26 protein-coding genes are annotated in these 24,631 nt (G+C 68.6%); 12 read left to right on the top strand and 14 right to left on the bottom strand.

All coding sequences use genetic code 11. The features are described from left to right. The first annotated feature begins 1 nt into the window (after position 1). The 7 genes from BT364_RS06050 to BT364_RS06020 all read left to right on the top strand — a co-directional run bounded on the left by BT364_RS06050 (position 2) and on the right by BT364_RS06020 (position 5,809). A complete protein-coding gene (locus BT364_RS06050; protein WP_072484203.1) occupies positions 2-889 on the top strand; it encodes a DUF5936 domain-containing protein in 888 nt (295 codons plus the stop codon). A gap of 51 nt (positions 890-940) precedes the next feature. Next, positions 941-2,257: a sensor histidine kinase gene (locus BT364_RS06045; protein WP_072484034.1), complete on the top strand. Its 1,317-nt coding sequence runs from the start codon at positions 941-943 to the stop codon at positions 2,255-2,257. A 53-nt stretch (positions 2,258-2,310) separates the two neighbouring features. Then, positions 2,311-3,408 (top strand): response regulator transcription factor, encoded by a 1,098-nt coding sequence (locus BT364_RS06040; protein ID WP_072484033.1) that lies wholly within the window; start codon positions 2,311-2,313, stop codon positions 3,406-3,408. A 251-nt stretch (positions 3,409-3,659) separates the two neighbouring features. Beyond that, positions 3,660-3,890, top strand: a complete 231-nt coding sequence (locus BT364_RS06035) for a Flp family type IVb pilin (protein WP_072484032.1) — start codon at positions 3,660-3,662, stop codon at positions 3,888-3,890. After that, entirely contained in the window at positions 3,890-4,504 is a 615-nt protein-coding gene (locus BT364_RS06030; RefSeq protein WP_072484031.1) for a pilus assembly protein TadG-related protein, read from the top strand. Before BT364_RS06035 ends, BT364_RS06030 begins: the two co-directional genes overlap by 1 nt. 31 nt (positions 4,505-4,535) lie before the next feature. Beyond that, on the top strand, positions 4,536-5,150 hold the full coding sequence (locus BT364_RS06025) for a hypothetical protein (protein ID WP_072484030.1): 615 nt from the start codon (positions 4,536-4,538) through the stop codon (positions 5,148-5,150). A gap of 53 nt (positions 5,151-5,203) precedes the next feature. Beyond that, positions 5,204-5,809 (top strand): OmpA family protein, encoded by a 606-nt coding sequence (locus BT364_RS06020; RefSeq protein WP_256259599.1) that lies wholly within the window; start codon positions 5,204-5,206, stop codon positions 5,807-5,809. Between the two features lie 167 nt (positions 5,810-5,976). On the opposite strand, the gene BT364_RS06015 is transcribed toward BT364_RS06020, so the two are convergent. From BT364_RS06015 to BT364_RS06005, 3 genes are all read right to left on the bottom strand, one after another. After that, positions 5,977-6,540, bottom strand: coding sequence for a dihydrofolate reductase family protein (locus BT364_RS06015; protein WP_072484029.1), 564 nt, complete (start codon positions 6,538-6,540; stop codon positions 5,977-5,979). Between the two features lie 280 nt (positions 6,541-6,820). Then, entirely contained in the window at positions 6,821-7,012 is a 192-nt protein-coding gene (locus BT364_RS06010) for a hypothetical protein (protein ID WP_072484028.1), read from the bottom strand. A gap of 11 nt (positions 7,013-7,023) precedes the next feature. Further along, positions 7,024-7,875, bottom strand: a complete 852-nt coding sequence (locus tag BT364_RS06005; RefSeq protein WP_072484027.1) for a helix-turn-helix domain-containing protein — start codon at positions 7,873-7,875, stop codon at positions 7,024-7,026. A gap of 318 nt (positions 7,876-8,193) precedes the next feature. On the opposite strand from BT364_RS06005, the gene BT364_RS06000 reads away from it, so the two are divergent. The 3 genes from BT364_RS06000 to BT364_RS05995 all read left to right on the top strand — a co-directional run bounded on the left by BT364_RS06000 (position 8,194) and on the right by BT364_RS05995 (position 9,651). Then, complete coding sequence (locus tag BT364_RS06000) at positions 8,194-8,730, top strand: ATP-binding protein (protein WP_143166452.1); 537 nt, start codon at positions 8,194-8,196, stop codon at positions 8,728-8,730. A gap of 352 nt (positions 8,731-9,082) precedes the next feature. Further along, complete coding sequence (locus tag BT364_RS40885; protein ID WP_143166451.1) at positions 9,083-9,292, top strand: hypothetical protein; 210 nt, start codon at positions 9,083-9,085, stop codon at positions 9,290-9,292. A gap of 95 nt (positions 9,293-9,387) precedes the next feature. Continuing rightward, entirely contained in the window at positions 9,388-9,651 is a 264-nt protein-coding gene (locus BT364_RS05995; RefSeq protein WP_072484025.1) for a hypothetical protein, read from the top strand. 258 nt (positions 9,652-9,909) lie between these two features. Here BT364_RS05995 and BT364_RS05990 read toward each other — a convergent pair whose 3' ends face one another. Beyond that, positions 9,910-10,101, bottom strand: a complete 192-nt coding sequence (locus BT364_RS05990; protein WP_072484024.1) for a hypothetical protein — start codon at positions 10,099-10,101, stop codon at positions 9,910-9,912. 11 nt (positions 10,102-10,112) lie between these two features. Continuing rightward, a complete protein-coding gene (locus BT364_RS05985; protein ID WP_371268194.1) occupies positions 10,113-10,904 on the bottom strand; it encodes a helix-turn-helix domain-containing protein in 792 nt (263 codons plus the stop codon). A gap of 378 nt (positions 10,905-11,282) precedes the next feature. On the opposite strand from BT364_RS05985, the gene BT364_RS05980 reads away from it, so the two are divergent. Beyond that, positions 11,283-11,831 (top strand): ATP-binding protein, encoded by a 549-nt coding sequence (locus BT364_RS05980; RefSeq protein WP_079179329.1) that lies wholly within the window; start codon positions 11,283-11,285, stop codon positions 11,829-11,831. Positions 11,832-12,248: 417 nt separating this feature from the next. Continuing rightward, positions 12,249-12,878 (top strand): TetR/AcrR family transcriptional regulator, encoded by a 630-nt coding sequence (locus BT364_RS05975; RefSeq protein WP_072484022.1) that lies wholly within the window; start codon positions 12,249-12,251, stop codon positions 12,876-12,878. A 22-nt stretch (positions 12,879-12,900) separates the two neighbouring features. Here BT364_RS05975 and BT364_RS05970 read toward each other — a convergent pair whose 3' ends face one another. The 9 genes from BT364_RS05970 to BT364_RS39025 form a co-directional block, all read right to left on the bottom strand. Then, positions 12,901-14,358: a carboxylesterase/lipase family protein gene (locus BT364_RS05970; protein WP_072484021.1), complete on the bottom strand. Its 1,458-nt coding sequence runs from the start codon at positions 14,356-14,358 to the stop codon at positions 12,901-12,903. A 57-nt stretch (positions 14,359-14,415) separates the two neighbouring features. Next, positions 14,416-16,197, bottom strand: a complete 1,782-nt coding sequence (locus BT364_RS05965; protein WP_072484020.1) for a glycoside hydrolase family 3 protein — start codon at positions 16,195-16,197, stop codon at positions 14,416-14,418. Positions 16,198-16,235: 38 nt separating this feature from the next. Further along, positions 16,236-17,519, bottom strand: a complete 1,284-nt coding sequence (locus tag BT364_RS05960; RefSeq protein ID WP_079179328.1) for an MFS transporter — start codon at positions 17,517-17,519, stop codon at positions 16,236-16,238. 442 nt (positions 17,520-17,961) lie between these two features. Then, positions 17,962-18,372, bottom strand: coding sequence for a VOC family protein (locus BT364_RS05955; RefSeq protein WP_072484200.1), 411 nt, complete (start codon positions 18,370-18,372; stop codon positions 17,962-17,964). A gap of 48 nt (positions 18,373-18,420) precedes the next feature. Continuing rightward, positions 18,421-18,813, bottom strand: a complete 393-nt coding sequence (locus BT364_RS05950) for a helix-turn-helix domain-containing protein (RefSeq protein WP_177328031.1) — start codon at positions 18,811-18,813, stop codon at positions 18,421-18,423. Between the two features lie 29 nt (positions 18,814-18,842). Further along, positions 18,843-19,391 carry a hypothetical protein gene (locus BT364_RS05945; protein ID WP_218172407.1) on the bottom strand — a complete coding sequence of 183 codons (549 nt, stop codon included), beginning with the start codon at positions 19,389-19,391 and terminating at the stop codon, positions 18,843-18,845. Between the two features lie 45 nt (positions 19,392-19,436). Beyond that, a complete protein-coding gene (locus BT364_RS05940; RefSeq protein WP_072484019.1) occupies positions 19,437-20,009 on the bottom strand; it encodes a dihydrofolate reductase family protein in 573 nt (190 codons plus the stop codon). Between the two features lie 259 nt (positions 20,010-20,268). Then, on the bottom strand, positions 20,269-21,540 hold the full coding sequence (locus BT364_RS05935) for a serine hydrolase domain-containing protein (protein ID WP_072484018.1): 1,272 nt from the start codon (positions 21,538-21,540) through the stop codon (positions 20,269-20,271). Positions 21,541-21,657: 117 nt separating this feature from the next. Further along, positions 21,658-24,258, bottom strand: a complete 2,601-nt coding sequence (locus BT364_RS39025) for a bifunctional serine/threonine protein kinase/MFS transporter (protein ID WP_079179327.1) — start codon at positions 24,256-24,258, stop codon at positions 21,658-21,660. Positions 24,259-24,631 lie beyond the last annotated feature (373 nt).

The following is a 24,631-nucleotide window of genomic DNA, read 5'->3' as shown; positions in this document are numbered from 1 at the left end:
CATGGATCTGCTGTTGGCGGGCGTCGTAGGACTCGCGGTCTTCGGAGCCATCGCGGGTGTCCGCATGTACCGGGCCGATGCGAAGCTCCCTGGTGACCTCGCGATCGCTCTGGAAGTCGGCTCGACCCGTACCGGTGCGGTCGGCTCCGGTATCGACCGTCTCGGTATGCGCTGGGCCCCCGCGGTTCTGCGGATGATGGGCCCCAAGGCCGTCAACAAGAAGCGCCGCCAGATCGACATGGCGGGTAACCCCGGCGGTCTGACCATCGACCGCTACGCTGCCCGCCGTGCCGTCTACGGCGCACTCGGCCTGCTCGGCGCCTTCTCGATGATCATTCGCGGGCAGATCTTCCTCTCCCTGGTGCTGATCGCCTTCGGACTGTTCTGGGTCGAGGTCGGCATCTGGTCCGCGGTCCGCATCCGCCGTGACCACATCGACCGGACGCTTCCGGACTTCCTCGACGTGCTCGCTGTCGTGGTCTCCGCCGGCCTCGGCTTCCGGCAGGCCCTGGCCCGGGTCGCCGACAAGTACGAGGGGCCCTGGGCCGATGAACTCCGCATCACCCTGCGTCAGATGGACATGGGCGTCAGCCGCCGCGAGGCGTTCGAGCAGCTGCGCAAGCGCAATGACTCGGAGCAGGTCGCGATGTTCGTGACCACGCTCCAGCAGGGCGAGGAGCTCGGTGCGCCGATCGTCGAGACGCTGATCCAGATAGCCAACGACATGCGGCGCACGGATGCCCAGAACGCCCGCCGGAAGGCGGCCAGGGCCGTTCCCAAGGCGACCTTCGCGGTCACCACGTTCCTTCTCCCCGGAACGCTCGTGATGCTGACGGTCGGCTTCGTCTACGGGGTCAACGTCGACTTCAGCACCCTCATGGGCGGATGACGTGAACGAGGCGGACGGTGGGCAGAACCGCCGAGGGGAGGTGAGACGCTCATGTCGTTCCAGCTCGGCAGCATCCAGACCGGACTGAATGCGCAGGTACGTCAGGCGATCGCCGATCCCGGAGCACGCCCTGCGTTCGCGATCCAGGTCAACGCACTCCAGGCTATGTGCCGCCAGGTCTTCGGCTTCCGGCTCGCCATGATCGCCGTCGCCACACCGTTCGCCATTGATCACACGGCCTCGGGCCTGGCCACCTGGCTGATCGGCTCGGCCATCCTCGTCACCTTCATGGGCAGCTACGTTCTGTTCCGTGACTGGGAGCGGTTCGGGCCGGTTCTGCTGCGCCACCCCTGGCTGCTCGGCATCGACGCCTTCTTCGGCGCCCTGCTGCTGATCACCGCCTCACCGGAATCCACTCTCGCCTACGTCACCGTGTGCACCCCGATGCTGGCCGGGCTGGTTCAGGGCTGGCGGGGCGCCGCCATCTTCGCGGCGCTCCAGACGGCGATCGTCCTCGGTGTGTACGGGACCGATCCGAGGCTGGAAGTTGCCGGCGCGACGGCGTTCCTCCTTCCGGGCTTCTGCGTGATAGCGGGAGCGGTCGGAGTCACGTTGCGCAACCTCCTCCTCCGCTTCGGCTCCGCCAGCCAGGCTCTCACCGAGACCAAGGCGCGGCTCGCCGTCAGCGAGGCGGTGGAGGGCGAACGCGCGCGCCTCGCCCGGGAAATGCACGATTCGGTGGCCAAGACCCTGCACGGACTGGCACTGGCAGCCGACGGCCTGGCGGTGTCCTCCGACCGGATGGACCCGCTCACCGTCAAGCACCAGGCCGAACTGGTCGCACGCGCCGCCCGCCGGGCCGCCGCCGAGTCCCGTGAACTGCTCTCCGACCTGCGCCGCGAGTCCGGACTGGACGGAGGCGTGGATGTGACACGCGAGCTCCGGGCCCGCGCCGACGACTTCACCCGACGCCACGAGCTCACCGCAACCTTCCGACTCCTCAACGACGTCCCGATCCCACAGGTCCCACAGGTGGTCGCCCGCCAACTGCTCACCATCGCCTCCGAAGCGATGGAGAACGCCCACCGTCACGCACAACCCACCTACCTCGTCGTACTCGCAGGTGTGAAGGGCGACGTCCTGCGCGTCAGCGTGTACGACGACGGGCGCGGCCTGCCCCCTGGCACGACGCTCGACGACCTCCGGCACGCCGGGCACTTCGGCCTGGTCGGAATGGTCGAGCGTGCCGCGTCCATCGGTGCCCGTATCCGTATCGGAAAGGGGCAGGCGGCCAAGGGCACCGAGGTCCGCCTGGAACTCCCGATCGCAGCTCTGCTCGCCACTGCCGGCGCGGAGCAGCCCGACTGAACCGCTCCGTTTTCACCCTCACCCCCCATCAGACCCTTGAGAGGAGGTCGCAGATGCCGGACGACGTCTCCCGCGCTTCGGGCCAGAACAGGGCCGCACAGCACCACGCGTCCCAGCACACGTCCCCGCACGTCACACCGCTGACCTCGGAGCCCAGCTCCAACGCGTCCCCTGTCTCCCAGCAGCCCGCGGCATCCGAGTCCATGCCCCCCTTTCCCGCAGCGGCACCCATGGCCGTTCCCGGCGCCCTGAGGGTTGTCGTCGCCGACGACAACCCAGTGGTCCGGGCCGGCCTCGGCGTCCTGCTCTCCGGCCGCGACGACATCGAAGTCGTCGCGGAGGCCGCAGACGGGCGCCAGGCCTATGACATGGCCGTCCAGCACCGTCCCGATGTCGTCCTGCTCGATGTCCGGATGCCCGGCGTGGACGGCATCTCCGCACTGCCGCACCTCGTACAGATCGCACCCGTGATGATGCTGACCTACAGCCGTGAGAACGAGATCGTGCACGAGGCGCTGCGCCTGGGCGCGAGCGGCTATCTGGTCCACGGCGAGTTCACGGCCGATCAGCTGGTGCAGGCCGTACGCGACACGAAGGACGGCCGGGCCCACTTCACCGCCACCGCGGCCAACGCTCTCCTCGCCCACATGCGCCAGGGCCCGGGGCCGCAGTCGCGACCGCTTCCGGAGGGGCTCGGAACGGCGCTGACCACAGGCGTTCCCTACCAGGGGCCCGGGTACGACGGACACCCCCCGAGTTCCGTTCAGCAACACGGTGCGCCTGCACACGCACCCAAGCCCGAACCGTCTCCACCTGCGCCGCGCCCCGTCCGGTCATCGCAGGGTCTTTCGCATCTGCAACCAGTTGTGGCACAGTCTTCCATGACCGGGGAACCGGGCACGAAGCTCAACAGGCAGCAGTACGGGCTGAGTTCACGGGAGGTGGAGGTCATGGAGCTGATCGCGTCCGGCATGAGCAATCAGCAGATTGCCGCCACCTGCTTCATCAGCGAGAAGACGGTCAAGAACCACATCAACCGCATCTTCACCAAGCTGCACAGTGCGAGTCGCAGTGAGGCCATCGCCCGCTGGCTCGGCACGGCCCCCTCCACGGGCAGTGGGGTTCGCGAGGTCGGTGGTCACCGTGGCTGAGCGAGAGAGTTCGAACGCGAGTGTGGCCGCGACGGGACATGGGCCCTTCCGGCGCGCATCGGGGGCAGAGGCCCAACTGACGCTTTGGGCCCGGGAATGGGCCCTGGGACCCTCCGGCGAGCAGGACGCGCCGCCGTATGTTTCTCATGTCGCCAGCGGCACCGGCCAGGAGGAAGCCGGTACCGCAGGCGGCACCCAAGAAACGTGCGAGTCGGCCGACTACCGGTCGGCCGAACCCGGAGGGGAACACCATGTCGGACATCACCCTGAAGACCGCCGTTCGCATCAACGGCTGGGCCAACACCGCTGTGAGCCGCATCCAGAAGCGCTACGAGAACATGGACCGCGGCCAGACGGCGTTCGAGTACCTGGGCATCATCCTGGTGGTCGTGGCGATCATCGGCGCGATCGCGGCCTCGGGTATCGGTGGCTCGATCTCGGGCAAGATCTCCAAGCTGGTGGACCAGATCAAGGCCGGCTAATGACCGCGAAACTCCGCGGCGAGGCAGGGCAGGCTTTCCCCATCTATGTTGTGATGGTGGCGGGCCTGCTCTTCCTCGCGTTTGCCTTCTTTACCGTCGGCAAGGCCTCGGCCTTGCGCAACGGGGCCCAGGGGGCAGCGGATGCTGCCGCACTCGCTGCCGCCCAGGAATCCCGCAAGCTGTTCGAGGCTCCGTTCCTCGCTTCACTTCCCGAGAGCATGTTGGACATGTTCCTGCAGGCGCACCCGGTTCTGGGGTGTCCTGCGGCCCACGCAATGGCCGCAGAGAACGATGCGAAGCTCACCCCGCCCGGATGCGTCGCTACGCCCGGCGGCGAGCGGGACAAGATCAGGGTTGACGTCAAGACGCTCAAGCCCGTGGGCGCGTCTGTGGTTCCTGGCATGAAGCGGAAGTTCGCCAAGGGACACGCCACTGCTGTCATCGAGTGGCGCTGCCCCAGGTGGAGGTCCGTCGACTACAACGACGACACCGTCCAGGACATGTACTTCTTCTCGTGCAGGGGAGGAGAGATGCTCGCAATCAGTCCGAGCAGCCCCCCTCCCTGGGAGCAGGTGAGCAAGATTCTCTTTGACGTGCACCTGGTCGACAGTTGACAGTGAACGACGAGTAAAGGAATCAGAAGCGATGAGCATTCGGCGCTCCATCAAGTCCCGAAGGGTAGTGGCAGCCGTCTCGATGACGGCGGCACTGGCCCTGGCCGTCACCGGCTGCGGTGCCGACGACGGCGGAGGAACAAAGGACACCGGTTCGCCGTCTTCCCCCGCGTCCCCGGAGTCCTCCGACGAGGGCAAGGGAACGAAGCAGGAGGACACCGCGGCCGGGGAGAACGTGGACCCGAATGTGAAGCTCGCCGAGGCCAAGGGCGAAAAGGACATGCTCTTGGTCGTCAATCAGGTGAAGAGGGACTCTGGTGGGTTCGTCACGGTCCAGGGTGAGCTGAAGAATCAGGGTGACGTCGCCGTCAACCCGTCCGTATGGGCCGGAAACGAAAACGCGATTGTCACTAACAACCTCAACTCCGTCGGTGGCGCGACACTCGTGGACAAGGCGGGCAAGAAGCGCTACTACATCCTTAGGGACACTGACGGGCGCTGCCTCTGCACGACGGGGATGTCTGCGGTTCAGCCCGGAAAGTCGGTGCCGGTATTCATGCAGTTCCCGGCGCCGCCGGCCGCGACTACCGAGGTCGACTTCAATCTGCCGACCTTCGCCACCACGTCGCTGAAGATTTCTGGGTGACTGGCGATATGACATACACCTGCATGAGGCGTGGCCCGATTCAACTGGCAGGCATGGCCATTGCGACAGCCGTGCTGCTGGCCGGGACGTCTGTCATGGGCGCCTCGGCAGCTCGGGCCGATGACGGACCGAGCGTGCCGCCTGGCACCGAGGCATCCGAGACTCCACCTGTCGCTGTGGACGGCAAGGATCCCGACCTGAAGATGGTCGACGGCGCCACGCTCGCCCCCGCCCGGGTCCTCGACGTCATCCAGGTCGTCGAGGACATGGGCGGCGAGGAGCGTCGTGAGGACAGCAACGCGAACGTCAAGTTCGCGCTCCAGGCCGAGGTTCTCTTCGGCAAGGACAGCGCGAAGCTGAGTTCCGCGGCCAACTCCCGTATCGCCGCCATCGCCGCCGAGATCAAGAAGCAGAACGCCACCAAGGTGCGCGTCTTCGGCTTCACCGACAACCTCGGCTCGTCGGCCCACGGTGACGTGCTGTCCAAGCAGCGCGCCAACGCGGTGCAGGCGGTGCTGGTGAAGGATCTCGGCTCGACCGTCACCTTCGAGATCCGTGGCTACGGCGAGCAGTACCCGATCGCCGACAACAGCACGGAAGAAGGCCGGAAGAAGAACCGGCGCGTGGAGGTCTCCTTCCCGCGCGGTACGTCTTCCTGAGGAAACGCGCCACAACAGGGCCCGTGTAGGGTCTCAAAAGCCTTGGCAGAATCTCACGGCAGTTGGCAGATGGATGGCAGAAATGCCACTGCCATGAGACTTGCAGTTCAGGGGCTTCACTCGTTTGGGTGGCTCGGGCGGTAGTCCGGGTCACCCAGGACGGGCGCTCAGCGCCTCGTCTCGTACCTGGTCAGGATCACGCCGCAGGGAAGCGTCCGCGTCTCCACCAGGCTGAGGTTCACCCAGTTGTCCAGCGCGGTGAAGAACGGCGTGCCGCCGCCCACCAGGACCGGCGCGGTGGCCAGCACGTACTCGTCAATCAGCCCGGCCCGCATGGCCGCCCCGGCGAGCGTCGCGCCGCCGATGTCCATCGGGCCGCCGTCCTCGGCCTTGAGCCGGGTGATCTCGGCGACCGCGTCGCCGGTGACCAGGCGGGTGTTCCAGTCGACCTTGTCGATCGTCGAGGAGAACACCACCTTCGACATGTCCCGCCAGCGGCGCGCGAACTCGATCTCCGCCGGGGTGGCGTTGGGCTGCTGGTCGCCGGTCGGCCAGTAGGAGCTCATCGTCTGCCACAGCTTGCGCCCGTACAGCGACAGGTCGGTCGCCTGCAACTGGTCGGACCAAAACTGGAACAGCTCGTCGCTCGGCACGCTCCAGCCGATGTCGTCGCCGGGCGCGGCGATGTAGCCGTCCAGGGTCAGGTTCATGCCGTAGATCAGTTTCCGCATGGCGCCAGCCTTCCGTGAGTCGGTCTCACGCGTACAGACCGGCGCGGCGCGGGAAACTCATCGGTGCGCGATCTGAGCTCGCATGTAGTCCTCGTGCTCGGTGGCTCAGCCGCAGACTCATCGTTCCGCCGAGGAAATGGCATCGATCTGAGACTGATCTCGGGTGACATCGCGGTGAGACAACAGAGAACCAGCAGGTCACAGAAGATCGACATGTCATCGGCGGCGAGACCCTACAGCCCGGCACCGCGAGCACGTCGCGGTGCCGGGCCCTTGGCGCTTACAGCAGGTGGTCGGCCTTGCCGGCCTTGATGTCGCGGATCATCTGCACGAGCGCTTCGCGGCTGTCGGTGAGGAAGTGCTCCTCCGTGCCGCTGACGGCGATGTAGCTGTTGCCCAGCTCATCGGTTCCTATCCGGTAGCAGGAGTTCCCTTCGCCGCAGAACGCGTCTTCCCAGTTGACGTCCGGCATGTGTCATCTCCTCAGAGTTGGCGTGCGATGGTGTGGATGAAGTCCCGCGACTTGTCCGGCGGCAGCGCGATCTCTTCCATCCAGTCCAGGTGGGCTCGGTACTTGGTCAGTTGGGCTTCCGAGTGGACGAACAAAGGCCCGTGGGAGTTGTCGATCTGTACGGTGTCGAGCTGAGACACCGGCCCCTCCGCGTAGAGAACGGTCTGCCCGGCACCGGGGAAGGCTCCTGCTTCGAAGGGGATAACCAGCAGCGTGATGTTCGTCTGCTCGGACTTCTCCAGCAGGTGTTCGAGTTGAGCGCGCGCCACAGTGCGACCGCCGAACCGCATGCGGAGTGCCGCCTCGTGCACGATTCCTGTGAACGGCGTCGGTGTGCCCCCGTCCAGAACCTCCTGGCGTTCCACGCGATGTGCCAGTCGCAGCGCGATCTCCCGCTCCGGAAGTTGGGGGATCACCACTCGGAAGAGGGCCAGTGCGTGGTCCGAGGTCTGGAGCAGGCCTGGAATATGCATGGAGTACGCAGCTCGCATACGTGTTGCGTGCATCTCCAACTCGGCGATGTCGAGCAGCCCTTGGGGCAGCAGTCCTCTGTACCTCTCCCACCATCCACGCCCGCTTGGCTGGGCCATGTCGACCAGCGCATCAACGTATTTCTCGTCGGTGCATGCGCAGTTGCACGCCAGCGTACGGAGGCGGTCCGAGCTGATGGGACGTGTGCCGGCCTCTATGTTCGAGATCTTGCCCCGGTCCACGCCGAGCAGTCCGGCCGCGAACTCGGCGGACACGTCGGCCGATGTGCGCAGCTTCCGCAGTTCGGCGCCGAGCCGCTTCTGACGTTCGGTAGGGGAGGTTCTTGCTGCCATTCCCGTTCCTTTCCGCATGCGGTCACCGGCAGTCTGCCGCGTGTGCGCGCCTCGCTGCCACGAAAGGGTTCATTTGCTGGATGAGTGGGGTAATTTTCCCCCACTGCGCTACGTTAAGTGGTGCACCGCTCACGCAACGCCGACGAGCCGGAAGTGCATCACGCGGTCCTGCCCGCAACCTCCTGCCCTGGGAGGGGCGGTCCCGCGTCAGGGAGACAGGCCACTGCTCGTCCACAGCACAACAACGTGAGCCACCCGTGCGCGCCCACGCGAAAGAGAGACACCGCCAACTCGCCACCCGTATCGGGGGAGTCAGTCATGCCTTCATCTCCACGCGTCGCACTCTGTCCGGCCGCCGCCGAGGCGCGTATGCCGGTCCCGTACCCATACCCCACCCTGCAAACGAACCCGCAGTCGTACCCCCGGCCCTACCTGCGCCCCAAGGGGCACTCGGGGCGCGGGCTCGCCCTCAGTTTCACGCTTCCCGGCGACATCCGCAGCGCGTTCATCGGCCGTACCGCCATCTCCGCCGCGCTGGAGGCGCACGGGCTCGCCCCGTACGCCTGGCCCACCGCGCATGCTGTCGCCGAACTCGTCGCGGTCACCGCCAGGATGAGCCCCGGCAAGGAGTTCTACGTATCCCTGCGCCACCGGGACGACGCGGTCCGCCTGCTTGTCTGGGACCAGCACCCCCGCCATGGAGACCCGGACGTGGCCGCCCTCTGCGAGACGCGTCGTCGGCGGGCGCTGTGGCTGCTCGCGGCTGTTGTGGACGACTGGGGTGGGGAGTGGGGCGTCAGCGAGGCCTCTTCGCCGCACGCAGGCATCAAGTCCTGGGTGGTGCTGCCGCGCTGACGGCCACGGGGCGGTCGGGGGAGCGGACGGGAGGCTGCCCGTCGGGCCGGCGGCAGGGGCTCACCGGTGTCGCCGTCGCCGACCGTGTGCGGCTGCGGGGCTTCTGTGTGACTGGCTCCGCCGTCGGAGCCCCCGGCGAAGGCGAGCAGCCTCTGGCCGAGGGGGTCCCGGCTTCCGCCCTCGCTGCGACAGACGGAGTAACGCCGATCTGTTTGCTGCAAAGTAGTGAAGGGATTTCAGGGTGGGTGAAATTTGGCCAATGATTTGGACATCCTCCCTTGTTTGCCGGTCAGCAGGTACCGGCGGCGCGATAAGTGTCGGACATGCCTCCTGGCGAGCAGGAGGAGTGCTGATGCACAACAAGATGCGCACGGTCAGGCGCGTCGAGTTTCGGCTCCTCGGCCGATGCCGGTTCGGCATTCCCTGGTACGCAGAGAGATGTCGGATCGAAGCGCATCGGCGGCGCGGCCAAGAAGGCGGTCAAAAAGATAGTCAAGAGCAGGTACGGAAAGGCTGCGATCAAGGCGCGCCCGCATACGCGATCGACGAGGATATCTCGTAATTGATCAGCAACTTCTAGCTAGTAGAGCCGTAGGGAGATCGTGTCCCCCTCCAGTAGCGAGAGGGGCGCGATCTCATTGATCCAGGAGGGTTTCGTTGTCGGAACGCCAGGAAGTGATCGAGCGCAACCTGTGGGCCACGCCGGCACTTTTTGTGTTTGTGGCATGGGCGCTGTTCAAGGTGGATACCAGTCCATTGATGCTGAAAATCGCCTGGATCGTTTATGCGGCTGGTTGGGTTCCGGTTCTGGGGATGCTTGGCCGGTCCATCGCGCAGCGCAGAAATCCTGGGATCGGTGCGGTCTTCGGCTGTGGCATCCTCTTGATCACGGGGGGCTTGTTCTGGGCAAACCATGGCTGATTCCTTGGCCTCGGCGAAAAAAGTTCCCCGTGAGCGGGCGGACCGGGAACCGCTTGTGCAGGCAACGGACGGGACTCATGACGCACGTATGGCGACCATGCGGCTGTGGATGGTGTGCGGCTGTCGCTGACCGGCGGAACGGTTACCGGTTTTCTTGGTGCGAACGGGGCCGGTAGGGCGGCGGCCGTCCGCGTCATGCTGGGCCTCATCCGAGGAGGAGGCCGGAGGACCCGGACAGCCGGGTGTACGAGTTGACGCTTACAGCAGGTGGTCGGCCTTGCCGGCCTTGATGTCGCGGATCATCTGCACGAGCGCTTCGCGGCTGTCGGTGAGGAAGTGCTCCTCCGTGCCGCTGACGGCGATGTAGCTGTTGCCCTGTTCGTCGGTTCCTATCCGGTAGCAGTTCGCTGCCTCTCCGCAGTACGGGGTCTCCCAAGTGATCTCAGGCATGGCGAGTTTCCCTAAAGGTCGTTGGCGATGGCGAGGATGAAGTCGCGGGACTGGCTTGGATTCAGGGCCACTTCACGCATGGCGCCGAGCTGGGCCCGGTACTTGCGCAACTGTTGGTCGGAGTCGTAGAACTCTGGGCCGTGGGTGCTGTCGAGCTCTACGGTGTCGAGTTCCGGCACCGGGCCCTCGGCGTAGATCACCGACTGCCCTGCGCCGGGGAATCCTCCGGCGCTGAAGGGAATGGCGTGCACGGCCACGTCGTGGCGCTCAGACATCTCCAGGACGTGGTGGAGCTGCGCCTTCGCCACTTTCGGCCCGCCGAACTGGGTGCGCAGTGCCGCTTCGTACATGATCAGCTCGATCGACGGAGGATGAGCCTTGTCCAGGACTTGGCGGCGCTCCAGGCGCAAAGCCATGCGTACTTCGACGTCGTCCGGGGAGAGCGGCGGAATGACGTGTTCGAAGACGGCGCGGGCGTGTTCCTCGGTATGGAAGAGGCCCGGCATGTGAACCGTCAGGGCGATCCTCAGGCGGCGGGCGTGCCACTCCATCTCAGCCACATCGAGGAAGCCTGCGGGGAGTGAATTTCGGTACGCGGCCCACCAGGGCGAGCGGTGTCGAGACGTCATGGCGGCCAGAGCGTCGATCAACGCCTCGTTACGGCAACCGTAGGTCGCGGCCATGGCGCGGACACGCGCGGCGCTGATTCCGGAGCGGCCGGATTCCATGTTCGGGATGTTCGTGCGTGGCACGGCGAGAGCGCGAGCCGCAGCCTCCGTAGTCATGTCGGCGGCTGTGCGCATCTTCCGGAGCTCCGCCCCCAGGCGGCGCTGACGTTCGGTCGGTGCGTTTCTCGGCGGCATCCTTGTCTCCCCTGCTGCCCGGAATTGCTCACAGTCTGCCCCTCCGGTCGGTTGAAGGTCCACCGGTCGGCGATGCGCCGAAACGTAGTACACGTACTCCCGAATGCCCTACAGTTAGTAACGTACCGCTCACACAGCGCCGACGAGCTGGAAGTGCATCACGCGGTCCTGCCCGCAACCTCCTGCCCTGGGAGGGGCGGTCCCGCGTCAGGGAGACAGGCCACTGCTCGTCCGCAACACACAACGTGAGCCACTCGTGCGCGCCCACGCGAAAAGAGAGACACCGCCAACTCACCGCCCGCATCAGGGGAGTCAGCCATGCACTCATCTCCGATCGCCGCACTCTGTCCGGCCGCCGCCGAGACACGTATGCCGGTCCCGTTCACGCACCCGTACCCGCATCCCACCCTGCGAGCGAACCCGGAGCCGCACCCCCGGTCCTACCTCCGCCCGAAGGGCCGTTCCGGGCGCGGGCTCTCGTTGAGTTTCACGCTTCCCGGTGACATCCGCAGCGCGTTCATCGGGCGGACCGTGGTCGCCGCCGCGCTGGAGGCGCACGGGCTCGCCCCGTACGTCTGGCCGGCCACGCACGTCGTGGACGAGCTGGTCGCGGTCACCGCCAGAATGAGCCCGGGGAGGGAGCTCTACGTATCCCTGCGTCACCGGGAGGACGCGGTCCGTCTCCTCGTCTGGGACCAGCACCCGCACCACGCCGACCCGGACCTGGCCACGCTCTGCGAAACACGGCGTCGGCGGGCGCTCTGGCTGCTGTCGGCCGTGGTGGACGACTGGGGCGGGGAGTGGGGCGCCGGCGCGGCCGACCCGCCGCAGCGTGGCACCAAGTCATGGGTTCGGCTGCCCAGGTGACGTCGTGAGGTGTGGTGCCCGGTCCGGCCCCGCTCGAACTCCGGGTCGGACCAGGTGGCCGTGCCGTGGCGCTCCGTCGAAGCATGAGGTGTGGATGAACGTGACACTCTGGTGGTCAGGTGTCACGTTGCGGAGCAAGGGTCTGTCCCGGCGGGGGCCGGCGGGCAGGTGCGGGCCGTGCGGATCAGTGGGCGCCGCATTCGATGAGCGGTACCTCGGTGAGGATGAGCCGAGGCCAAGGGGCACTGAGCGGCTCAGTCGTGCTTGCCGGGCGGCGGACCGTACCGTCGTTGTGCCGTGGTCGTGCATGACCAACACCAGCCCCCGCGCCTGTCCGCGCGACCTCATAAGGTGGTCCGCATGGACCGCACGCAGGATGGAAAGCCCCGTAGAACCGCAGCTCGTGGCAGCTACGCCGTGGGTGACGAGCGCCGTGCCCGGATTCTGGACGCCGCCGTCGAGCACTTCGCGCAGTGGGGGTTCCATGCCTCGTCGCTCGCGCGGATCGCGAAGGACGCGGGGATCACACAGGGTGGGCTGCTGCACCACTTCCGCAGCAAGGAGGATCTGCTGATCTCGGTGCTGCGGCGGACCGACGAGCAGGGCGGGGTACGGCTCTTCGCGCGCGAGCCGCAGTCCGTCGTCGAGACCTTTCAGACGCTGCTCGGCCTCGCGGCGTACAACGCCGAACGGCCGGGCCGCACCAAGATGTTCAACGCGCTGGTGGGGGAGGCGGGCGAGCGGGGCCACCCCGCGCACGACTTCTTCGTCGGCCGCTACCGCATGGTCATCGAGGGGATCGGCAGGGAGCTCCGGGACGCCGTCGAGCGTGGTGAGGTCAAGCCCGGCACCGACCCGGAGGCGCTGGCCGCGGAGATCGCGGCGGTGATGGACGGGCTGCAGCTGCAGTGGGCGCTCGCCCCGGAGACGTACGACATGGTGGGGCGGCTGCGGGCATACTTCGACCGGTTGCTGCGGTCGGTGACGGTGGACGGGGTGGGGCTGCCGGAACGGTCCGGTGGCGAGGAGGACCGGTCGGAGAACTGACCGGCCCGCCCCGCCGCTCGGGTCAGCCCAGCCAGATCCCGCGGACCGGGCCCAGGGGGTCGGACTCCGTGTGCGGCTCGGCGTCCCAGATCATCGTGGAGCGCTGTGAGGTGGTGTAGCGCGGCCAGCCGGCACCCGGGTCGAGATCGGTCACGAAAGCGACCCAGGCGGAGTGCATGGCGTCGGTCAAGCGCTGCGGCGGGTTCTCGCCCAGAGCGGCGGTGACACCCTCGGCGTCGGCGGGCAGGCCGAACGCGAAGGGCAGGTCGAGGCAGTGGCTCGCCAGGCCCGCGTAGGTCGCGGCGGTGGACGTGTACTCGAACTGGTACAGCCAGGTGGGGAGTTGGCGGGCGGCGCGGGCCTCGGTGATGGCAAGGGAGGGGGCGCGGAAGGTGGTGTCGGTGGCCGCCTGGCCGAGGAGGGCGCCCGGGGTGTCCTTGTTGAGGTCGAGGAAGCGCTGGGTGCGGTCCGGGTCCAGGCCCATGGCGGCCAGTGCGGCGCGCAGCATCTCCTCGCCGCCGTCCGGGGCGGGCATGAGGTTGAACTCGTGGGCGGTGAAGCCGAGCATCAGCGAGGTACCGGTGCCCGCGTCGCCGGTGGTGAGAGCGTCCATCACCGGGGCGGGGATCAGCTCGCCGTCGGCGAAGGGGGCGAGGACGACCAGCGGCAGCGACTCGCGCTCGGGGCCGGGCGCGTTCAACGCGTCCATGAGGGCGAGGTGTTCGTCGTCGGACTTGTCGCGGAGCGCGGCGGCGGTCGCCGGGACTCCGGTCCGCTCGGTGAACAGGCGGGAGATGGTCAGCGCCATCTCACGCCCCTGCGGCTGCATCACCGCTCCGGACACCGAGATCGCGCCCCGGAACAGGCCCTGCGCGGCAGGCGTCGCGAGCAGTGTCTGGACCGCGCCGCCGCCCGCCGACTGACCCGCGACGGTCACCTTGGACGGATCGCCACCGAAGGCCGCGATGTTGTCACGCACCCACTGAAGGGCCGCGATCCAGTCGAGCACGCCACGGTTGTCGGGCGCGTCCGCCAGGTGCAGGAAGCCCTCGATGCCCAGCCGGTAACCGAACGAGACCACGATCACGCCGTCCCGGTTGAAGGCCGCCCCGTCGTACCAGGGGCTGGCCGCCGAACCGGCCACGTAACCGCCGCCGTGGATCCACACCAGGACCGGGAGACCGCTCCCGGCAGGGGAGGCGACGTCCGGGGTGAACACATTCAGGTTGAGGATCGACTCGCCCGGAACGGTCGGCTCGGGAATGGTCGTGACCTCGCCGAACGGACGGCGCTGAGCGGTCGGCCCGTACGCCGTCGCGTCCATCGCCTCGGTCCACGGCTCGGGCGGAACCGGAGCCGCGGACCGCAGCTCACCGACCGGCGGCGCGGCGTACGGGATGCCGAGGAACCGCACCCCGCTCTCGCGGCGCTCGCCGCGCACGGGGCCGCTGCTGGTCAGGACGGTGGGGCTGGTGGTCATCAGGGGTGACTCCTGCTCTGTGGGGTGGAGGGCGGGGATCCGGGTGCCCGAAGCGTCTCAGAGGTCCAGTCCGGCCCCGAAGGGAAAGACCGGATCGGCGGTGTCGTGGGGCACGTCGGACCGGGACGCCTCGACAGCGGCCATCGAGCGCGGCAGCTCGTACGGCAGCCGGCCCTCCGCCCCGGCCCGCCCGAACGCCACGTCGAGCAGCGCCTCGTCGCTCGCGCCGAAGTCGACGATCAGCGCCGCCGACCGCTCGGCGATCTCCGGGATGACGGCGGGCCGCTCCAGGTTCAGACAGACGACGGTCGGTACGGCGTCGAGGAGGTCCAGGACCGGCTTCAGCTCCTCCTCGGTGAAGTCCAGGCGCCCCGAGTGGAAGAGCTGTTCGAACTTGTTCTCCCGGAACTCGTACGGGGTGAACAGGCGCAGCACCGCGAGGTCCGCGTCCGCGGGGTCGTCCACCAGCTCGCCGAACCGGGCCGCGACCCGCGCGTCGAGCCCTTCGGCGTACAGCTTCGGACGCTCGTCGGCAACCGGCAGTGTCCGCTCGTGGTTGACCAGGACGGTGAGTGAGCGGCGCTGGGCCGACTGGCCGGCCGCGCGGAACTCGCTGTTGCCGACGATCTCCTCGGCAGCGGCGGGGTCGACGTACGGGCTGTCGAAGAGGCCGAGGACGAACTTCTCGCGCAGCAGACGTCGTACGGAGCGGTCGATGCGGTCCTCGGAGAGGCGGCCGGAGCGGACCAGGTCGACGATCACCTCGGGGCAGGACTCGCCGCCGAACTGGTCGGCGCCCGCGTCGATCGCCTTCGCGGCGCGTTCGGCGACGGTCAGGTGCTCGACGCCCCAGGCGCGGGCCTGGTGCATCTCGCCGAAGATCGCCTCGTCGTTGAGCAGGCCCCAGTCGGTGCAGACGATGCCGTCGAAGCCGAGCTGTTCGCGCAACAGCCCTGTGATCACGCCCTTGTTGAAGCCGAAGCCGACCTCTTCCCAGTCGGTGCCGACCGGCTGGCCGTAGTACGGCATCATCTGCGAGGCGCCGGCCGCGATGGCCGCCTTGAACGGGGCCAGGTGGTGCTCGCGCATTCCGCCCGGGTAGATCTGCTCCTTGCCGTGCGGGAAGTGCGGGTCCTCGCCGTCCTTCTGCGGGCCGCCGCCGGGGAAGTGCTTGACCATGGTGGCCACGCTGTCCGGGCCGAGACGCTCGCCCTGGAAGCCGAGGACGTACGCCTGGACCAGCTCGGCGGTGAGTGCGGCGTCCGCGCCGAAGGTGCCCATCTGGCGGGACCAGCGGGGCTCGGTGGCCAGGTCGATCTGCGGGTGCAGGGCGACGCGGAGGCCGACCGCGAGATATTCGCGGCGGGCGACGTCGGCGAAGCGGCGGACCAGCTCCGGGTCGCGGGTGGCGGCCAGGCCGGTCGGCTCGGGCCACACAGAGAAGGCACCGGCCTCGATGGAGGCGCCGATGTTCGCGGTGAAGGAGTGACGGGGGTCGGTGGAGACGGTGACCGGGATGCCGAGACGGGTGCTCGCGGCCATCTCCTGGAGGGTGTTGTGCCACTCGGCCATCTGGCGTGGGCCCGCGGTGCCGAAGAGGTTGAAGTGGCTCATGAGCTTGGAGCGCACCATGCCGGTGGTGTCCGTGGGGGCCATGGAATCCTCGCCGGCCTCGACCGGGCGGCCGTCGGGGTGCATGGTCAGCATGGTCTGGAAGAGCAGACCGGCCTTCTCCTCCAGGGTCATCCGGGAGATGAGGTCGGCGACGCGCTCGGAGCTGGGGAGGGACGGGTCCTGGTAGGGGTGGCCGTCGTTACGGGGGGTGGGGGTGGTGCTCATGTGGTTCTCCAAGAGGGGGACCGGCCCGGCCGGGACGGTCAGCGCACGCTGCGGATCGGGACGACGGACAGGGCGCCGAGGGCCGTGACCACGGCGGCGACCACGAACAGGGCGTCGTAGCCGCCGAACGTGCCGACCACCAGGGAGGCGACGAACGGGGCGATGATCTGCGGGCCGGCGTTGGCGATGTTCAGCACGCCCATGTCGCGGGCGGCGTCCTCCGCGCTCGGCAGCACCAGGGTGACCAGGGCGGTGTCCACCGCCATGAAACAGCCGAAGCCGAGCCCGTTGATGACGGAGAAGACCAGCATGCCGGTCCAGTCCGGGCTGACCAGCGGCACCACCATGCCGACCGCGGTGAGTACGCAGGAGGCCGCGATGAACGGCTTGCGGCGGCCGATCCGGTCGGAGAGGACACCGCCGGCGACCGTCGCGAGCAGCATCGCGATCGAGTTCACGGGCGTCATGATCGTGATCGCGTCGGTCGGGCTCAGGCTCTTCGGCAGCTCGATGTGGTCCTGGAGGATGTACAGCTGGTACACCACGATCACGAAGTAGCCGAGCGTCAGCAGGAACCGGCCGACGAACGCCCACCGGAAGTCCGCCACCCGCAGCGCCGCCGCGAACGCGGCCAGCTGCTTGCCCAGCGGCACGGTGTCCTGCTCGGGCAGCTTCCGTTCCCGCGCCAGCGAGGTGAACAGCACCGCCGCGCCCGCGATGACCGCGCCGAGCACCAGATACCCGGTGGGCACGTCGTGCGGCACGAACATGGTGGCCAGCGCGACACCGACCATCGAGCCGACCGGGATGCCGATGCCCACCGTCGCCGAGGCGAGCCCGCGGCGCTCGATCGGCACCCGGTCGGGCACGACCGCGGTGATGGCCGCCTGGTAGACGTTCATCGTCGCCTGCACCAGGCACCAGCCGATGGTGACCAGGAGGATCGACTTCATCGCACCGAGCAGCGCGAGCGCGCCCAGGGCCGCGATGCCGCCGCCGAGGATCCAGGGATTTCGCCGCCGGGATCGGTCCGAGAGGACACCGGCGAGTGGGTTGAAGAGCGTCGCGAAGATCGCGGAGATGCCGGAGACCAGACCGAAGTTGGCGACCTTGTCAGCCGGGTCGATGGCCTCCACCTGGAGCGGCAGCAGAACCTGCCCGACCCCCATGTAGACCATGTACATCGCGATGTTGCCGACGGCGAGCAGCGAGAGCAGCCCGCCCAGGTTGCCGCGGCGTCCGGCCGGCGGCGTGTCCTGCGCTGTGTCCGTGACGACGTTCCGCGGGGGGTCGGACGCGTGCCGGGTCTCGGATGTGCTCATGACCAACTTCCTTGGTGGCCGTGCCCCTGCGGGGCGAGAGGGGGTGCACCTGAGCCGCGGGCCGGGCGTTCGACCTGCGGGCAAGCACAGAAAAGCACGAAAACCGAGTGGGCGCTAGGTTTGTTCGATGTGGCGAGGGTTACGCCCGTGGCGCGGGTCATATCGGGTGTTCGGGGTGATCCAGGGCGTTGCCCGGCGGGCTGGGCCTTCGCCTTCGGGCCGCCGCCCTCGCGTTCGACCTGGCCGGCCTCCATGGCCTACATGGCGCCGTTCCGTCGTCCGGCCGTCTGGTTCAGCTGCCTCGCCGAGGCTGCCCGCCGAACAGATCGGCCAGTGTCCTGGGCGAGGCCGCAACGGTGGTCGTCCGCGCCCGCTCCGGACACACGCAAGCGGGGGCCGGAGCGCTCTCGCTCCGGCCCCCGCTGTGCGATCGGGAATGCGCTCAGCTCTTCGGCTGGGTGAAGCGGATGCGGTTGCCGAAGGGGTCGCGCAGGCCGCAGTCGGTTCCGTACGGGCGGTCGGTGGGCTCCTCGGTGAACTCGACGCCCTGGGCCAGCAGCGTCTCGTACGTCTTGCGGCAGTCGTCCGTGGTGAAGATGAGCCAGCCGCCCATCGCGCCCTTGGTCACCAACTCCCGTACCTGCTGGGCCGTTTCCTCGGACATGGCCGGGGCGCCCGGCTTCTCCAGCATGATCTGGCGCTCGGGGTGGCCGGGGATGCTGACGGTCAGCCAGCGCATGAAGCCCATGTCCACATCGGCGCTGACCTCCAGGCCGAGCTTGCCGACGTAGAAGTCGAGGGCCTCGTCCTGGTCGAGGACGTAAATCTGCGATTGCGTGATGGCGTTGAACATGTGCATCACGCTACGGGGCACGCTCGAAGAAAACTTATCCAAATCTGCTCAGGTGCTCGGCCGCATCCATGTCATGGTGAAACACGTCGGGACGCCCGTGGCCGTCGCTTCCTTGCGGTACGTTCTCGGCGACCGGCCGACGATGTCGTGGAACGTACGGCTGAACGTCCCCGAGCTGCCGAAGCCGACTTCGTAGCAGATGTCCGTCACGCTGCGGTCGGTCTCCCGCAGGAGGAACATCGCGCGCTCGACACGGCGGCGTTGCAGGTAGCGGTGGGGTGTCTCGCCGAACGTGGCCCGGAACGTACGGGTGAAGTGTGCCGGGGACACATGCGCGATCCGGGCCAGGGCCGGGACGTCCAGCGGCTGCGCGTAGGCGCGGTCCATCGCGTCCCGCGCCCTGAGCATCCGGCGGTTGGTCTCCTCCACGGCGCGGCTCACGGGGTCATCACACCACACGGCATGCGCGTCTACAGACCGAAGTCTTCCTGGCGGGCCCTTGCCCACTGTTCCTCGAAGTCGTGGCGGCTGATCTCCTGGCCCGGCAGCGCCGGGTCGAAGAGGTCCACGACCGGCGGGTTGAACAGCCAGTCGTCGGGGCTGCTGCGTACGGCGGTTCCGTCCTCGGCCACCTCCACCTGGCGGAACCGGCGCCCGTCGGGGCCGACTTCCACCAGCTGGTCGACCGGTTCGCCGTCCTCGTCGTCGCCACGGAGACGCAGGTGGACGATGTCCCTGTCGGCGAGCGCGCCGAAGTTCGTACGGCCGCGTTGGGCGGCGCGCTCGGCGTGCAGGCCGTCCAGTCCCGGCGGCATCCGGGACGCGTCGATGTCGACCTCCTCCAGACCCTCGTCCCTGAACCCGGCCAGGGTCTCCGGGTCGGTGATCACCTCGACCCAGGCGAACGTTTCGAGCACCTCCCGCGCGGACCGTGCACGGACCCACCACCACAGACCGCCCATGCCGTAGTCGTGCAGCACGAGGAAGGGCTGCTTGTGTGCGACGTCTGTACCGGCCATGGAGGGTGATCCTAGCGAGGCCCGGCGCGGGGCCGGGAGGAGGCTTCAGCGGACGACGTCGAAGACGTTCTTCTGCAGGCCGTTGGAGTACGCCTCGTGCTCGACGAGCTTCAGCTTCTGGGTGTCCTTGTCCGCGTCGCTGAACAGGCGCTTGCCCGCGCCGAGGAGCAGGGGGAAGACCAGGAGGTGGTAGCGGTCGATCAGGCCGGCGTCGGAGAGGGCACGGTTGAGGGTGGCGCTGCCGTGGATGATGACCGGGCCGCCGTCGGTCTCCTTCAGGGCGGCGATCTCGTCGAGCGAGCGCAGGATCGTGGTCTCGCCCCAGTTCTGGACCAGGTCGTCCTCGGTGAGGGTGGTGGAGACGACGTACTTCGGCATCACCTTGTAGTCGGCGAAGTCCGCCATGTCCGGCCAGACCGGGCTGAACGCCTGGTAGCTGACCCGGCCCAGCATCATCGCGGTGGCTTCCTGCTGCTCGCGGCCCTTGATCTCGAAGGCCTCCGGGACGAACTCGATGTCCTTGAAGGTCCACCCCGCGTTCCGGTAGCCGGACTCCCCGCCCGGGGCCTCCACCACGCCGTCGAGCGAGATGAAGGCGGTGCTGATCAGGGTGCGCATCTGAGGTCTCCCAAGGTCTTCGCGGGTGCGGTGCACCAATCTATTGCTCAATGACCGACCGCGGAACGTGGAGAAACTCATCGGTCGTCGCCGAAACGATCAGGGCCCCATCCCCTTGGGCCAAAGGGATGGGGCCCATCGAACACACGTGCTGGTGCTGGTGCTGGTGCCGGTGCTATTAAGACGCTCCGGCGCCTTGCGATGCACCGCACCAGACGCCGCGCCCTGTCCGACCCTGATCCGCCGGACAGGCCCTGGGTCAGTCCCCGGACCCGGGGCGGGTGGCGAACGAATCGGGAAGGGAGTCGGGGAGGGAGTCGGGAAGGGTTCTGGAAGGCTGCCGCGTCGAGAGTGGCGTCTTGCCGCAGAACTCCGCCTCGATCGCGTTGACGTAGAGCGATCCGTCCTGCAGCCAGTCGCCGTTGACGTTGAACGTCAGCTGGTGCTTCCCGTCCGGCGTGCCGACCATCGCGGACAGCGAACCGTTCGTACGGCCGCTCTTGCCCACCACCTTCACGCCGCAGGACAGCTGAGCGAACTCGACCCCGAGTCCGTAGCCGGTCCCGTCGCCAGAAGGCACCTCGTCGAGCATCTCCTCCATCTGCGCGGGAGGCAGCAATTCGCCGCGTATCAGAGCGCGTTGGAAACGGTTGAGATCGCCGGTAGTGGAGATGATGTCGCCGGCCGCGCCCAGCCAGGTCATGTTCTGCTCGGTGGCGTCATGGATCTCGGCGTCCGGGGCGTCCTGGTGGAAGCGGGAGTACGCGACGGGGTGCGGGTCCGGCATCTGCGGCGACGTGCCGGGGAACGACGTACCGCGCAGCTTCAGCGGCCGGATGATGCGGCGGGTGACCTCCTGCGCGTACGAATGGCCCGTCGCCTTCTCGACGACCATCCCGGCTATCACGAAGTTGGTGTTCGAGTACGACGGCGCCTTCTCCGGATCGGGCTGCGGCGGGTACTTCAGCGCGATCGCCACCAGTTCCTCGGGCGTGTGGGTGTCGTACCGGTGCTCGGGGAAGCCGGGGCCCGCGGCGTTGTGCACGAACTCGGGGTCCGCGGTGTAGTTCGCGATGCCGCTGGTGTGGTTGAGCAGCCGGCGCAGGGTGATCCGGCTGCCGTCGTACCCGTTGCCCCGCACCAGGCCGGGCAGCCATGTCTCGACCGTGTCGTCCAGGCTCAGCCGCCCCTCCGCCTCCAGCTGGAGCAGGACGGTCGCGATGAACGTCTTGGTGATGCTGGCCCCGCGGAAGTGGTCGCCGGGGGAACGCTCGCGGCCGGTGGCGGTGTCGGCGTAACCGGCCGCCCCGTACCAACTGCCCCTGCTGTCCATGGTCTTGGCGGCGACTCCGGGCTGTCCGCCCTTCTCGACCAGATCACGCAGCGCCGACCGGGTCGCCTCGTGGCCGGGCGTCGACTGCGCCGCGTGCGGTGACCGCACCGCGTGTGCGGACGGGGCGAATGCGGATGCTCCCACGGCCGCGGTCACCGCCAGGGCGAGTGCGGAGATGCGTACAGACCGTTGCCTCATGCGTCTTGCCTCCAGGTCGCCGAGGGGGCAGGGGCTGCCCCCTCGGTGCCAGTGACGCACAACTGCGGCCTCAGGGTTGATCGTTGGGATGGTGCGCGGGGCCGCCCGCCCGGGGCGTCACCGCTTGGGAGCCCTGGCCGTGATCATCAGGCCGGCGAGCAGGCTCGCGAGCAGGGTGAGGCCGGCCGTCCACCAGAGGGCGACGGAGTACCCGCCCACGACCGCTTCGTTGACCTGGTCCAGAGTGCCGGAGAACGATGCCGGCAGGCTGTGCCTGCTGAGCGGGAATCCGGCCTTGGCCGCATTGACCAGCGGTGCGGGAATGCCCGACGCATCGGACAGCCGCGCGGAGATCGCCGATGCGAGGACGGTGCCGAACACGGGCCAGGCGGCCCAGCCGCCCAGATTCTGGGCCGCGAGGACCACCGCCGAGGTCCCGCCGGAGTCCTGCGGGGCGATTGAGCCGGTCGCGGTGGTGAAGAGCGGCGTGAAGGCCAGACCGGCACCGAAGCCGATGAGCAGCGTGCCCGGCAGCACCTGCGCGGTGTACACGAAGCTGTCGGCATCGATCCCGGTCAGGATCGCCAGGCCGACCGCCGTCAGCAGCAGGCCCGGCACGATCAGATTGCGGGGTGCCAGCCGGTCGCAGAGTCGGGCGGCGACCTGGGTGGAGGCGATGACGGCCGCTGCGGCCATCGGCAGCAGAGCCATTGCGCTCCGGCCCATGGGGTAGTCGACGACGCCCTGGAAATACCTGGTCAGGGTCAGGAACGTGACGAGCAGGACCAGGCCGAGGAAGAACAGGGCGAGGAGGGAGCCCACCCGGTTGCGGTCCCCCAGGACGTGCGCCGGGACGAGCGGGCTGGGTGAACCGGTCTGCCGCCGCACGAAGGCCACCAGCAGGAGGGCGCCGCCCACGAGGAGGATCAGGGTCAGCGGGGTGGTCCAGCCCGCCGTCCTGGCCGTGTCGCCGTCGTAGACCACCCCGGCCCTGTCGAAGCCGAGGGCGAGCGCGGTGAGCCCGCCGGTGCCGAGCAGCAGGCCCGGCACGTCGGGGCGGGCAGGGGTGCGGACCGGGTGCGGGTCGTGCACCAGCGGGGCCGCGCAGACCGCGATGAGCAGAGCGAGCCCGGCAGCGGCGTACATGCACACGCGCCAGCTCAGGGCCTCGATCAGCCATGCGCTCGTGAACATGCCGAACGTCATGCCGCTGCCGACGACCGCGGCGTAGATCCCGAAGGCCCTGCCGCGCTCCTTCGGATCGCTGAATCCGGCGGTCACCAGGGCCAGCGCGGACGACGAGAGCAGCGCGGCGGACATGCCCTGCAACGCGCCGGCGAGGATGAACAGGGCGGAGGAGGGTGCCAGGCCCGCGATCACGAAGGCCGCCGCGAAACCGGCCGAGCCGATGATGAACACCCGTTTGCGGCCCGCGAGATCACAGAGGTGCCCGCCGAGCAGCAGCAGTACGCCGAAGGCCAGCATGTTGGTGGTGGAGAACAGGCGCAGGTCGTCGGAGGAGGCGCCCAGCTCGGTGTAGATGGCCGGCAGCGCGGCGTTCGTGATCGCCGTGCCGGTCAGCACCAGCAGCTGTGCCAGCGCGGCCATCCCCAGCCCCCACCACCGCATGGGGTGCGGAGCCTGGACACCGGCCGGGAACGACGGCACCGGCGGGCCCGGGGGCGGTCCGAACCCCGCGGACGGGTGGCGGTCCGCCGGCGTCGTCGGGGTGTACGCGGGCTGCGGGGGGAGCGGCCGGGGCCGGTCGGCGTACTGCGGCTGGGCCGGGACGCGCGGGTCCGGCTGTGCGGTCCTCGTCTCCGGGGCGAAGTCAAGCAACTGGGCCGCATGACGGCCGAGTTGGGCGAGCACCGAGCCCGGAAGCCACTCGCCGCCCGGTTCGGCGGCCGTGCGCGCGGCTATGTCTGCGGGCGTGGGCCGCTGTGCCGGGTCCTTGTGCAGACACGCGCGTACGAGGTCGAGGAGCGACTCCGGTACGCCGGTCAGGTCCGGTTCCTCCTCCGCGATCCGGAAGAGGTGGGCGTTCAGGCCGGTCTCCGTGGCGCCGAAGAGAAGGCGGCCGGTGGCGGCGTGGACGAGGACCGCGCCCAGGCAGAACACATCGCTGGCCGGGGTGAGTTCGAGTCCGCGCACCTGCTCGGGCGACATGAAGCCGGGCGAGCCGATCAGCATCCCGGTGCGGGTGTGCAGGCTGTCCCCGGCGAGGCTGTCCATGGCCCGCGCGATGCCGAAGTCGATCACGCGCGGCCCGTCGACCGTCACCAGTACGTTGGACGGTTTCAGGTCGCGGTGGATCAGGCCCGCGTCGTGCACCGACTGGAGGGCCACGGCCAGGCGGTTGGCGAGGGTGCGGACCGAGTGCTCGGGGAGCGGCCCGAAGTCCTTGGCGACCACGGTGGTGAGGTCGGGCCCGGGGATGTACTGGGTCGCCACCCAGGGCACCTCGGCCTCGGTGTCGGCGTCGAGCACGGCCGCCGTCCACGTCCCGCCCACCCGGCGGGCGGCCGCCACCTCGCGTGCGAACCGCTTGCGGAATTCGGGATGCTGGGCGTGTTCGGCCTGCACCACCTTCACGGCCACGGTCCGTCCGGCCTCCGAACGGCCGAGGTACACCAGGCCCATGCCGCCCGCGCCCAGTCGGGCTATCAGACGGTACGGGCCGATGTGCAGGGGATCTTCGGTGATCAACTGGTCCACGGCAATAAGATAGTTGAGGTATCCAAGCCGTGGGGGCGAGTCGCGGTGAACGATCGGTGTATGTGTCTGCCGGGGCGCGCCCTGAACTGCGGGTCGCAGACGTGTTCCGTGCACGAGGATCCGGACCTGACCGGTCTGCCCGCGAGCCTCCTGCCCCTGGCCGCCGGCTGCCTTGCGAACGTGCTCTCCCCCTGCTGGGGGAGCGGGACCCGGAACGCTCCGAGCGGATCGCCCGGAGCCTGCCTCGTGAACACAACCGGGCGAGGGCCCTGTAGGCACGGTTCCAGGCGGGGGTGCAGGCACTGCGGCGCGGCCGGCTGACGGCGCAGGGCCTCCCGGTGCACGCCGGGCCCGGCCGCGGACCCCGTCATTC

It is taken from the genome of Streptomyces atratus, assembly GCF_900119365.1.
Classification (GTDB): domain Bacteria; phylum Actinomycetota; class Actinomycetes; order Streptomycetales; family Streptomycetaceae; genus Streptomyces; species Streptomyces atratus_B.
The sequence above is the reverse complement of the archived record's forward strand: the minus strand, read 5'-3'. Positions and strand labels throughout refer to the sequence as shown.